This window comes from Pseudomonas sp. P4_D7, from assembly GCF_056401755.1.
Map to the genome: position 1 here is coordinate 18,524 of NZ_JBFUIR010000035.1, position 12,169 is coordinate 30,692.

A 12,169-nucleotide genomic window follows, 5' to 3' on the forward strand; every position below is an offset into this window, starting at 1 on the left:
GTGGTCGCGCTGATCGTCGGCATGAACATTTACCAGACCAACCAGAACGACGAACTGGTCAGCAACTCCAGTAACCAGTTGCTCACCGCCAGTGTGCAGAATCTGTTGCAAGCCAAAGCCGCCGAACAAGCGGTGCGGGTGCAGAAAACCTTCGGCGAAAGCCTGACGGTGATCACTGCCGTAGCGGATCAGATCAAGGACATGCGTGTCATGGCCGCCAAGCGTTCGCTGGACTCCGGCGCCTTGCGTGAAGAGTTGAACCTGAGCCTGAAAACCGCTTTTGAGCGCAACGACAAAGTGCTCGGCATCTGGCTCGCCTTTGAACCCAACGGCCTCGACGGCAAGGACAGCGAGTTCGTCAACGACGCCGCCCGCCAATCCAACGAAGCCGGGCGCTTCGCCACCTACTGGAGCCGCGCCGCCGGCGCCTCGCTGAACACCATCATGGTCGAAGAAGACCTGACCAAAACCACCCTCAGCGTCAGTGGCACGCCCTACAACAGTTGGTACACCTGCCCTCGCGACAACAAGCGCACCTGCCTGCTCGATCCGTATGCCGACACTGTCGGTGGCAAGGAAATGCTCATGACGACCATTTCCGTGCCGTTGATTGTCGACGGCAAAGCCATCGGCGTGGTCGGTGTCGACATCGCCCTCGACGCCCTGCAAGCGGCGGCCGTGGATTCCCAGCGCAGCCTGTTCAACAACGCCGGGCACATGTTGATTGTCTCCGGTAGCGGTGTGCTCGCTGCCGACAGTTCGGACGCAAGCAAGGTCGGCAAAAAGATCAGTGACACCCTCGGCGCCGACGGCAAGGACCTGCTGCAACTGGTCAGCAGCGGCACACCGAAGATTCTTGAACAAGGTGATTTGATTCGCGCCGTTTACCCAGTCGATCCGATTGGCAACTCGCGCGCCTGGGGCGTGGTCATCGACCTGCCGAAACAAGTGCTGCTGGCTGACTCGGTCAAGCTGCAAGCAGTGCTCGATGATGCTCAGGAAACCGGTGTGATCACTGCGCTGCTGGTTGCCGTGGTCGCCGGTCTGGTCGGTCTGCTGCTGATCTGGCTGACCGCGTCCGGCGTCACCCGGCCGATCAATAGCGTTGCCGAGATGCTGAAGAACATCGCCAGCGGCGAGGGCGATCTGACCCAACGCCTGAACTACAGCAAGCAGGATGAGCTGGGCGAACTGGTTAACTGGTTCAACCGCTTCCTCGACAAGCTGCAACCGACCATCGCACAGATCAAACAGAGCATCACCGAAGCACGCGGCACCGCCGACCAGTCTTCGGAGATCGCCCGCCAGACCAGTGAAGGCATGCAGGTGCAATTCCGCGAGATCGACCAGGTCGCCACCGCGTCAAACGAAATGAGCGCCACCGCCCACGACGTCGCCAACAGCGCCTCCAACGCGGCCAATGCCGCGAAAGGTGCCGACCAGTCGGCCAGGGATGGCATGTCGATCATTGAGCGCAGCACCCGCGACATCAATCAACTGGCCGACGAAGTCAGCAAAGCCGTGACCGAAGTTGAAGCGTTAGCAGTCAACAGCGAGCAGATCGGCTCGGTGCTGGAAGTGATCCGCAGCATCGCCGAACAGACCAACCTGCTCGCCCTCAACGCAGCGATCGAAGCGGCCCGTGCCGGTGAGAGCGGTCGTGGTTTCGCGGTGGTTGCCGACGAGGTGCGCAACCTGGCCAAACGTACGCAGGATTCGGTGGAAGAAATTCGCATCGTGATCGAGCGCATTCAGACGGGAACGCGTGGCGTGGTCGCGACCATGCATTCGAGCCAGACCCAGGCGCACAACAACGCCGGGCAGATTCGTCAGGCGGTCGATGCACTGGGCAAGATCAGCGACGCGGTGACGGTGATCAGTGACATGAACCTGCAGATTGCCAGTGCGGCCGAGCAGCAAAGTGCGGTGGCCGAAGAGGTCAATCGCAATGTCTCGGCGATTCGCACCGTCACCGAGACGCTGACCGGACAAGCCACTGAGTCGGCGGCGATCAGCAGTCAGCTCAATGCCCTGGCCAGTCAGCAGATGAAGTTGATGGATCAGTTCCGCGTCTAAGCCACACCGTTGAACCCTGTGGGAGCGAGCTTGCTCGCGAATGCGGTCTGCCATTCAATGATGATGTTGAATGTGATGACCTCTTCGCGAGCAAGCTCGCTCCCACAGTGGTGAGTGTTCACCCGCTGGCGTTTTCATCTGACTCGAGATTGTTTTGCACTATCATCGCCCTCTCTTCCGGAGGGCCTTCGATGACTGATCTGCTCACGTCCATTCAAGCCGCACTCGGCTTGTCGCACACGCCGATTCCGTTCACCAACAGCGGCGCCCTGCCTTCGGCATTCGCCGTCACCGACCTGGCCTGCGCGAGCATCGCCGCGGCCGGTCAGGCCGTCAGCGAATTGCTCCGGCAGCAGACCGGTCAGCGACCTGCCGTTGAAGTCGATCGTCGATTGGCCTCGTTCTGGTTCGCCACATCAATCCGTCCCATCGGCTGGCAAGTCCCGCCACTGTGGGATCCCGTCGCTGGCGATTATCAGACTCGCGACGGCTGGATCCGCCTGCACACCAATGCCCCGCATCACCGCGCCGCCGCTGAACGCGTGCTTGGTGCCTGCGCCGACCGTGGAGCGATGGCTGCCAAAGTCGCGCAATGGGCGAGTACGGATCTGGAGCAAGCGGTGGTCGAGGCCAAGGGCTGCGCGGCCGAGATGCGCAGTTGGACGCAGTGGCAGACGCATCCGCAGGGGCTGGCGGTGAATGCCGAACCGTTGGTGCATTTCCTGGATTCGTCGGATGAGAACAACCCAGCGTGGCAAGGCTCGGTGGCGCAACCGTTGGCGGGAATCAAGGTGCTGGATCTGACACGCGTGCTCGCCGGCCCCTCCGCCAGCCGTTTTCTCGCAGGCCTTGGCGCCAACGTGTTGCGCATCGATTCCCCGACCTGGAATGAGCCTGGTGTCGTTCCGGAAATGACCCTCGGCAAACGTTGCGCGCGGCTGAACCTGCATGATCCGGTTGATCGTGCGGTGTTCGAAGGATTGTTGAAAGACGCTGACATTCTGCTGCACGGTTACCGCGCCGATGCGCTGGAGAATCTTGGTTTCGGCTTTGAGCGCCGTCGCCAAATCGCGCCGGGCCTGATCGATGTTGGCCTCAACGCTTACGGCTGGAGCGGCCCGTGGCAGAACCGCCGAGGTTTCGACAGTCTGGTGCAGATGAGCAGCGGCATCGCCGAGGCCGGGCAGCGCTGGCAGCAGGCAGACAAACCGACGCCGTTGCCGGTGCAGGCGCTGGATCATGCGACCGGGTATTTGCTGGCGGCGAGTGCGCTCCGCCTGTTGACCGAGCGTTTGAACACGGGTCGCGGTGGCTCGGCGCGGTTGTCGCTGGCGCGGACGGCGAAATTGTTGATTGAATCTGGGCCGGGTACGAGTGAGGTATTGYGGGCGGAAGATGAGCGGGATCAGGGTTCATTTCTGGAACAGACCCCGTGGGGCCCGGCGCATCGCTTGCAGGTACCGGTGAAGATCAGCGGCACACCGATTCAGTGGGCGTTGCCGGCTACAGAACTGGGTTCGCATCATCCACGGTGGAATTAAAAGCCCCTCACCCTAACCCTCTCCCAGAGGGAGAGGGGACCGATTGGGGGATATTCGAGAGATTCACCGACTTGAACGAATATCGGTGAATCCCTGATCAACTCGKTCTTTCAACTCGATGGGCAGCGCAAGACACCACGGTCGGCCCCCTATCCCTCAGGCAAAAGGGACTGATTGGGGGATATTCGAGAGATTCACCGACTTGAACGATTGCCGCTGAATCCATAATCGACTCGGTCTTGCAGGTCGATGTATAGCGCAACACACCTCGGTCGGCCCCCTCTCCCTCCGGGAGAGGGCTGGGGTGAGGGCTGCAATTTCAAGCCGAGCGATGATGATCAATCTGCCCGGCTCAAAGATGTCCACAACAGTTGCGCCGCGTACCCCCGATACGGCCGCCACGCCTCAGCACGTAACGACAATTCCCGCGCTGTCGGCCGCTCGCCTTCCAGCACTTCCAGTGCCCGCAACAACCCGACATCGCCGGTCGGAAACCCATCCATATCCCGCAACTGCCGCAACGCAATGTACTGCGCCGTCCACTCGCCAATCCCGTGCAACGCCAACAACCGCGCCACGCCACCCTCGCGATTAGGTTCAAACAATGAAGGCTCATCGAGCAACGCCTGCGCCACACCTGACAGCGTCCGCCCGCGACTTTTCGGCATGCCCAGCGTTGCCAGATCTGCCGCCGCCAACACGCCCACCTCGGGAAACACGTGAGTCAGCCCCGGCACGCCCGAATCCAGCGGCGCGCCATATTGCGCCACCAGTTTCCCCGCCAGGCGAATCGCCGCAACCACGGTAATCTGCTGCCCGAGCACCGCGCGAAACGCCAACTCCAAGCCATCCCACGCCCCGGGAATCCGTAATCCCGGCCGCTCGGCAATCAACCGCGCCAGCAACGGATCATTCGCCAGATGCGCATGCATCACCGCCAGATCCGCATCCAGATCAAACATCCGCCGCAACCTGACAACGATCTCTGGCACCACCAACGGATCAGGAAAATCCAGCTCAACGGCCAAGGCATTCCCTGCCTCAGGCCAAATTGAAACCGTGCCATGAAGCCCGTTCAAACCGATGCTGCGTGAATACACACCATCGACCACGACCTCCATCCCGACCACCGCCCGTGCCGCGAGAAACCCCAACATCGCCTCCCAGTCATACGGCAGCGCATTCGCAAGCGCCAACCTCACAACGACAACACACCGCTGTACAACCCATACGCCGCCAGCCCCGCGCCGATGATCACGCAGGTGAAAATGCCTTTCTCGACATGAGTGAACAATGGCTCGCCCGCCTCACGCTTAGCCTTGGCAAACAAAATCACCCCTGGCGCATACAACAGCGCCGACAGCAGTAAATACTTCACCCCACCGGCATACAACAACCACACCGCGTAACCGAGGGCAATGCCACCGATCAGCAGATCCTTGGTGCGCTCGGCCGAGGCATGTTCGTAAGTTTCGCCGCGCCCGCTGAGCAGAACCGCGTACGCCGCCGACCACAAGTACGGCACCAGAATCATCGACGACGCCAGATAAATCAGACTGGTGTAAGTGCCCGCCGAAAACAGCGTGATCAACAGGAAGATCTGGATCATCACGTTGGTCAGCCACAACGCATTGACCGGGACGTGATTCTTGTTTTCCTTTTTCAGAAACGCCGGCATGGTCTTGTCCTTCGCCGTGGCGAAGAGAATCTCCGCACACAGCAGCGCCCACGACAACAACGCACCGAGCAGTGAAATCGCCAGGCCAATGCTGATCAGCAACGCACCCCACGGCCCGACGATGTGCTCGAGCACCGCCGCCAGCGACGGGTTCTGCAGATTGGCCAATTCCGGCTGGCTCATGATCCCCAGCGACAGCACGTTGACCAGCACCAGCAGCGCCAGCACGCCGATAAAACCGATCACCGTGGCGCGGCCGACGTCGCTGCGTTTCTCCGCCCGCGCCGAGTACACACTGGCACCTTCGATGCCGATGAACACGAACACGGTGACCAGCATCATGTTGCGCACCTGATCCATTACCCCGCCGAAATTCGGGTTGCTGGTGCCCCAGATGTCGCGGGTAAAAATGTCAGCCTTGAACGCCACCGCCGCGATAACGATGAACATGATTAGCGGTACGACTTTGGCCACCGTGGTCAGTTGATTGATCAGCGCCGCCTCCTTGATCCCGCGCATCACCAAAAAATGCACGGCCCACAGCAGCACCGACGCGCAGCCAATAGCGATCGGCGTATTGCCTTGGCCAAACACCGGAAAGAAATAGCCGAGGGTGCTGAACAGCAGCACGAAATAACCGACGTTGCCCAGCCACGCACTGATCCAGTAACCCCAGGCTGATGAGAAACCCATGTAGTCGCCAAAGCCGGCCTTGGCGTAGGCGTATACGCCGGAATCCAGTTCCGGCTTGCGATTGGCCAGGGTCTGAAAGACGAACGCCAGGGTCAACATGCCGATGGCCGTGATCCCCCAACCGATCAGAATCGCCCCGGCATCGGCGCGCGCCGCCATGTTCTGCGGCAGCGAGAAAATCCCCCCGCCAATCATCGAACCCACCACCAGGGCGATCAACGCGCCTAATCGCAGCTTTTGCGTCGGTTGCGACATTTCAGTTTCCCTTTGAATGTGTGGTGAGAATTTGGTTTTAAAGACGATTAACTAAACGGATAAAGGTAGATGACGTTTATCAAGTAACGCCAATTAACGCCCATTTATATATAGCCGATGACGCTAACGCCCTAGCACGCTAAGTCGGTTTTGTGCGCTGATCCCGATAATTCAATTCTGTACTGAAAACAGAGACAGAAAATTTGCCAAAAGCTGAAAAAGAACTAGCGTGATAATTCGAAAGTAATAATAGCCATTCCCAAAGATGTAGCCACAACGCCTCTAGGACGGGCCTTGCGGGCAGGAGCTTTATGCCTTCAGCCGAAGCCTAAGTCATTCATTAACAATGGAATGTGACCATGCACTGATCTACGTCAGCTGTTTGAACAGACAACAGAACTACGCTGTGATCTCTTCTCTCCTGCAATGGAGTCATGCAAATGTCTGAAGCTCCCGGAAAACTACGACTAGGTGCACTGGTTGCATTGGTAGTCGGTTCAATGATCGGTGGCGGGATATTCTCCTTGCCTCAAAACATGGCCGCCAGCGCCGACGTCGGTGCGGTACTTATCGGTTGGGCCATCACCGCTGTCGGCATGCTCACCCTCGCTTTTGTCTTTCAAACCCTCGCCAATCGCAAACCTGACCTGGACGGCGGTGTCTACGCCTACGCCAAGGCCGGATTTGGCGATTACATGGGTTTCTCGTCCGCTTGGGGTTACTGGATCAGCGCATGGCTGGGTAACGTCGGTTACTTCGTTCTGCTGTTCAGCACTCTCGGCTATTTCTTTCCGGTTTTCGGTGAGGGCAACACCGTTGCTGCGGTGATTGGCGCCTCGGTGCTGCTGTGGGCCGTGCACTTTCTGGTGCTGCGCGGGATCAAGGAAGCGGCGTTCATCAACCTCGTGACCACGGTCGCCAAGGTCGTACCGCTGCTGCTGTTCGTGTTGATTGCGGTGTTCGCCTTCAAACTGGACATCTTCACCGCCGACATCTGGGGCATCAAAAATCCGGATCTGGGCAGTGTGATGAACCAGGTGCGCAACATGATGCTGGTCACCGTGTGGGTGTTCATCGGCATCGAGGGCGCGAGCATCTTCTCCGCCCGCGCCGAAAAACGCTCCGACGTGGGTAAGGCCACCGTGATCGGCTTCATTACCGTGCTGCTGTTTCTGGTGCTGGTGAACGTGCTGTCGCTGGGCATCATGACCCAACCGGAACTGGCGAAACTGCAGAACCCGTCGATGGCCGCCGTACTCGAGCATGTGGTCGGTCACTGGGGCGCGGTGCTGATCAGCGTCGGTCTGATCATCTCGCTGCTGGGGGCGCTGCTGTCGTGGGTGCTGCTGTGTGCGGAGATCATGTTCGCCGCTGCCAAAGACCACACCATGCCGGAGTTCCTGCGCAAGGAAAACGCCAACCACGTACCGGTCAACGCGCTGTGGCTGACCAACGCGATGGTGCAGATTTTCCTGATCATCACGCTGTTCTCGGCCAGTACTTACCTGTCGCTGATCTACCTCGCCACTTCGATGATTCTGGTGCCGTACCTGTGGTCGGCGGCCTATGCCCTGCTGCTGGCGGTGCGCGGCGAAAGCTACGAAGGCTTCGCGGCCGAGCGGCGCAAGGATCTGATCATCGGCGGCATCGCGCTGATCTATGCGGTCTGGCTGCTGTACGCCGGCGGGATCAAGTACCTGCTGCTCTCAGCCCTGCTCTATGCCCCCGGCGCGATCCTGTTCGCCAAGGCCAAGCTGGAACTCAAACAACCGGTTTTCACTAACGTCGAGAAGCTGATTTTCGCCGCAGTGGTCGCGGGCGCCCTGGTGGCGGCCTACGGTCTCTACGACGGCTTCCTGACTCTGTAACCCCTGATTATTTTGTTATCTGGAGGATCTGAAATGACCACGGAAAAAGTTAAGTACGGCGTCCATTCCGAAGCCGGCAAACTGCGCAAAGTCATGGTGTGCTCCCCAGGTCTGGCCCATCAGCGGCTGACCCCGAACAACTGCGATGAACTGCTGTTCGACGACGTGCTGTGGGTGGCCCAGGCCAAGCGCGACCACTTCGACTTCGTCACCAAGATGCGCGAGCGCGGCATCGACGTGCTGGAAATGCACAACCTGCTGACCGACATCGTCGCCATCCCGGAGGCGCTGGACTGGATTCTCGAGCGCAAGGTCACTGCCGATTCGGTGGGCCTGGGCCTGATCAACGAAGTCAAATCCTGGCTGAAAAGCCTGGAGCCACGGCACATCGCCGAATTCCTCATCGGTGGCGTGTCGGCCGATGATCTGCCGGACAGCTTCGGCGGCAAGATCATCGAAATGTACCGCGACTTTCTCGGCCATTCGAGCTTCATTCTGCCGCCGCTGCCGAACACTCAGTTCACCCGCGACACCACCTGCTGGATCTACGGCGGCGTGACGCTGAACCCGATGTACTGGCCAGCGCGCCGTCAGGAAACCCTGCTGACCACCGCCATCTACAAATTCCACCCGCAGTTCACCAATGCCGATTTCGAGATCTGGTACGGCGACCCGGACAAGGATCACGGCAGCTCTACCCTTGAGGGCGGCGACGTGATGCCGATCGGTAACGGCGTGGTGTTGATCGGTATGGGCGAACGCTCATCCCGCCAGGCCATCGGCCAACTGGCGCTGAACCTGTTCAAGAACAAAGCCGTGGAAAAAGTCATCGTCGCCGGCCTGCCGAAGTCCCGCGCGGCGATGCACCTGGACACCGTGTTCAGCTTCTGCGACCGCGACCTGGTGACAATTTTCCCGGAAGTGGTGAACCAGATCGTCGCCTTCACCCTGCGCCCTGACGAAAGCAAACAGGGCGGCATCGACATCCGCCGCGAAGAAGGCACCTTCCTCGACACCGTGGCCAAAGCCCTCAACCTGCCGAAGCTGCGCGTGGTGGAAACCGGCGGCAACAGCTTCGCCGCCGAACGCGAGCAATGGGACGACGGCAACAACGTGGTGGCCGTGGAACCGGGCGTGGTCATCGGCTACGACCGCAACACCTACACCAACACCCTGCTGCGCAAGGCCGGCGTGGAAGTCATCACCATCAGCGCCGGTGAACTGGGCCGAGGCCGTGGCGGTGGCCACTGCATGACCTGCCCGATCATCCGCGACCCGATCGATTACTAAACGACCATCTCCCCGGCCGCACACACCCCGTAGCCGCCGGGCCGATTACCGAATCCAAGGAGAATCATCATGGCGTTCAACATCCACAACCGTAACCTGCTCAGCCTCGAACACCACACCCCACGTGAGCTGCGTTACCTGCTCGACCTGTCCCGCGACCTCAAACGCGCGAAATACACCGGCACCGAGCAACAACACCTGAAGGGCAACAACATCGCCCTGATCTTCGAAAAAACCTCGACCCGTACCCGTTGCGCGTTCGAAGTGGCGGCCTATGACCAAGGCGCTAACGTAACCTACATCGACCCGAACTCGTCGCAGATCGGCCACAAAGAAAGCATGAAAGACACCGCCCGCGTGCTGGGGCGCATGTACGACGCCATCGAATACCGTGGCTTCAAACAGGAAATTGTCGAAGAGCTGGCCAAGTTCGCCGGTGTGCCGGTGTTCAACGGCCTGACTGACGAGTACCACCCGACGCAAATGATCGCCGACGTGCTGACCATGCGTGAACACGCCGACAAGCCGATCCACGAAATCAGCTACGCCTACCTCGGCGATGCGCGCAACAACATGGGCAACTCACTGCTGCTGGTCGGCGCCAAACTCGGCATGGACGTGCGCATCTGTGCACCGAAAGCCCTGTGGCCACTGGATGATCTGGTTGAGCGTTGCCACAAATATGCCGAAGAAAGTGGCGCACGTATCACCCTGACTGAAGACCCGAAAGCGGCGGTCAAAGGCGTCGACTTCATCCACACCGACGTTTGGGTATCGATGGGCGAGCCGGTGGAAGCCTGGGCCGAGCGTATCCAGCAACTGCTGCCGTATCAGGTCAACGCCGAACTGATGAAAGCCAGCGGCAACCCGCGCACCAAGTTCATGCACTGCCTGCCGGCGTTCCACAACAGTGATACCAAGGTCGGCAAACAGATCGCCGAGCAGTATCCGCACCTGAAAAACGGCATCGAAGTGACCGACGACGTGTTCGAGTCGCCAGCCTGCATCGCCTTCGAGCAAGCGGAAAACCGCATGCACACGATCAAGGCGATTCTGGTCTCGACCCTGGCTGATCTGTAACCACTGCTGATCCATGATCGTTCCCACGCTCCTGCGTGGGAATGCATCCCGTGACGCTCTGCGTCACAGCGGACGCGGAGCGTCCGTGGCGGCATTCCCACGCAGAGCGTGGGAACGATCAACACGAAAAGGACATGCATTATGCGTATCGTCGTAGCGCTGGGCGGTAACGCCCTGCTCCGCCGTGGTGAACCGATGACCGCTGACAATCAGCGCGCCAACATCCGCATCGCCACCGAGCAAATCGCCAAGATCCATCCCGGCAACCAACTGGTCATCGCCCACGGCAATGGCCCGCAAGTCGGCCTGTTGTCGCTGCAAGCGGCGGCCTACACCTCCGTCACCCCTTACCCGCTGGACGTGCTCGGTGCCGAAACCGAAGGCATGATCGGCTACATCATCGAACAGGAACTGGGCAACCTGCTCGACTTCGAAGTGCCGTTCGCCACCTTGTTGACCCAGGTGGAAGTCGACGCCAAGGATCCGGCCTTCCAGAACCCGACCAAACCCATCGGCCCGGTCTACGACAAGGCTGAAGCGGAAAAACTCGCCGCCGAAAAAGGCTGGGCGATTGCCCCGGACGGCGACAAATTCCGTCGCGTGGTCGCCAGTCCACGGCCAAAACGCATCTTCGAAATCCGCCCGATCAAGTGGCTGCTGGACAAGGGCAGCATCGTCATCTGCGCCGGTGGCGGCGGGATTCCGACCATGTACGACGAGAACCGTAATCTCAAGGGCATCGAGGCGGTGATCGACAAGGACCTGTGCTCGTCGCTGCTCGCCGAGCAACTGGACGCCGACTTGCTGGTGATCGCCACGGACGTCAACGCGGCGTTCATCGATTACGGCAAACCAACGCAAAAAGCCATCGCCGAAGCGCACCCGGATGAGCTGGAACGCCTCGGCTTCGCCGCCGGCTCGATGGGGCCGAAGGTGCAGGCAGCCTGCGAATTTGCGCGCCATACTGGCAAGGTTGCGGTGATCGGTTCGCTGGCGGACATCGAAGCGATTGTCCAGGGCACTGCCGGTACTCGCGTGACCACGGCGAAGCCGGGCATCACTTACCGATAATTAGAAACTCCGGGGGCAGACCGAGGGTCTGCCCTTCTCCCATGCCTTGAAAGGAGAAAACCATGGCCCAATTCGAACCCGGTCGCCTGCACATCGAGCGGCATGCGTTGACGCCGGATGACGTCAGTTACAACGTGCACCTCGACTATGAAGTGTTCAGCGATCCGAAAAAAGGCAAAGGGATACAGTTCACCCTGCATGGCAGCATGCAGGGCAAGGACATGAAGGAAACGTTTTTCCTGCCCAAGGAAGAGGCTTACAACTTCGCCCGTGACGTGACCCGGATCGCCGAGAAGTACGGGATTCCCAAGGCTCACAGCCAGATCGGTTCGGTGCACAAGCATTACGATCTGATGTTTGAAGACATTCGGCAGAAGTTGAATATGCAATCCGGGGATCCGGTCAATCTTGAGCATTTCGAGTAACCCGCAAAAGCCCCTCACCCTAGCCCTCTCCCGGAGGGAGAGGGAACTGATTGGGGGATGCTCTAGAGTTACACCGACCTGACCTTGCTTTACCGAATCCATAATCGTCCGGGGAAATTAGACCACTGCAACTGGTTCTTTCAGGTCGATGTCAAACCTCAGACACCTCGGTCGGCCCCCTCTCCCTCCGGG

Annotated in this window: 8 protein-coding genes and 2 pseudogenes; 8 read left to right on the top strand and 2 right to left on the bottom strand. The window is 59.8% G+C overall.

Annotated features, from left to right (window positions below):
* Positions 1–210 precede the first annotated feature (210 nt).
* The 3 genes and pseudogenes from AC1DVF_RS20630 to AC1DVF_RS20640 form a co-directional block, all read left to right on the top strand.
* Positions 211–1,218, top strand: a pseudogene (locus AC1DVF_RS20630) (methyl-accepting chemotaxis protein); the annotation flags it as partial.
* A gap of 330 nt (positions 1,219–1,548) precedes the next feature.
* Positions 1,549–2,076: pseudogene (locus AC1DVF_RS20635) on the top strand (methyl-accepting chemotaxis protein); the annotation flags it as partial.
* Between the two features lie 191 nt (positions 2,077–2,267).
* Positions 2,268–3,617 (top strand): CoA transferase, encoded by a 1,350-nt coding sequence (locus AC1DVF_RS20640; RefSeq protein WP_477783070.1) that lies wholly within the window; start codon positions 2,268–2,270, stop codon positions 3,615–3,617.
* Between the two features lie 338 nt (positions 3,618–3,955).
* On the opposite strand, the gene AC1DVF_RS20645 is transcribed toward AC1DVF_RS20640, so the two are convergent.
* Together AC1DVF_RS20645 and arcD (AC1DVF_RS20650) are read right to left on the bottom strand one after the other, a co-directional pair.
* Positions 3,956–4,819, bottom strand: a complete 864-nt coding sequence (locus tag AC1DVF_RS20645) for a DNA-3-methyladenine glycosylase family protein (protein WP_477783071.1) — start codon at positions 4,817–4,819, stop codon at positions 3,956–3,958.
* Complete coding sequence (arcD, locus tag AC1DVF_RS20650; RefSeq protein ID WP_093430474.1) at positions 4,816–6,243, bottom strand: arginine-ornithine antiporter; 1,428 nt, start codon at positions 6,241–6,243, stop codon at positions 4,816–4,818. Before arcD (AC1DVF_RS20650) ends, AC1DVF_RS20645 begins: the two co-directional genes overlap by 4 nt.
* A gap of 440 nt (positions 6,244–6,683) precedes the next feature.
* Between arcD (AC1DVF_RS20650) and arcD (AC1DVF_RS20655) the strand changes: the two genes are divergently transcribed.
* The 5 genes from arcD (AC1DVF_RS20655) to AC1DVF_RS20675 all read left to right on the top strand — a co-directional run bounded on the left by arcD (AC1DVF_RS20655) (position 6,684) and on the right by AC1DVF_RS20675 (position 11,977).
* Entirely contained in the window at positions 6,684–8,111 is a 1,428-nt protein-coding gene (gene arcD, locus AC1DVF_RS20655) for an arginine-ornithine antiporter (RefSeq protein WP_460092019.1), read from the top strand.
* A 33-nt stretch (positions 8,112–8,144) separates the two neighbouring features.
* Positions 8,145–9,401 carry an arginine deiminase gene (gene arcA / locus AC1DVF_RS20660; protein WP_116255073.1) on the top strand — a complete coding sequence of 419 codons (1,257 nt, stop codon included), beginning with the start codon at positions 8,145–8,147 and terminating at the stop codon, positions 9,399–9,401.
* A 69-nt stretch (positions 9,402–9,470) separates the two neighbouring features.
* Positions 9,471–10,481, top strand: a complete 1,011-nt coding sequence (locus tag AC1DVF_RS20665) for an ornithine carbamoyltransferase (RefSeq protein ID WP_008086805.1) — start codon at positions 9,471–9,473, stop codon at positions 10,479–10,481.
* Between the two features lie 141 nt (positions 10,482–10,622).
* Positions 10,623–11,552: a carbamate kinase gene (gene arcC, locus AC1DVF_RS20670; protein ID WP_093430477.1), complete on the top strand. Its 930-nt coding sequence runs from the start codon at positions 10,623–10,625 to the stop codon at positions 11,550–11,552.
* Positions 11,553–11,614: 62 nt separating this feature from the next.
* The gene (locus tag AC1DVF_RS20675; protein ID WP_116255075.1) at positions 11,615–11,977 is read left to right on the top strand and encodes a DUF5064 family protein; all 363 of its coding nucleotides are present in this window, start codon (positions 11,615–11,617) and stop codon (positions 11,975–11,977) included.
* The last annotated feature ends 192 nt before the right edge of the window (positions 11,978–12,169 follow it).

Excerpts from the sequence above, each read along its gene's own strand:
- arcD (WP_093430474.1), bottom strand. The coding sequence starts at position 6,243 with ATGTCGCAACCGACGCAAAAGCTGCGATTAGGCGCGTTGATCGCCCTG.
- arcD (WP_460092019.1), top strand. The coding sequence starts at position 6,684 with ATGTCTGAAGCTCCCGGAAAACTACGACTAGGTGCACTGGTTGCATTG.
- arcA (WP_116255073.1), top strand. The coding sequence starts at position 8,145 with ATGACCACGGAAAAAGTTAAGTACGGCGTCCATTCCGAAGCCGGCAAA.
- AC1DVF_RS20665 (WP_008086805.1), top strand. The coding sequence starts at position 9,471 with ATGGCGTTCAACATCCACAACCGTAACCTGCTCAGCCTCGAACACCAC.
- arcC (WP_093430477.1), top strand. The coding sequence starts at position 10,623 with ATGCGTATCGTCGTAGCGCTGGGCGGTAACGCCCTGCTCCGCCGTGGT.
- AC1DVF_RS20675 (WP_116255075.1), top strand. The coding sequence starts at position 11,615 with ATGGCCCAATTCGAACCCGGTCGCCTGCACATCGAGCGGCATGCGTTG.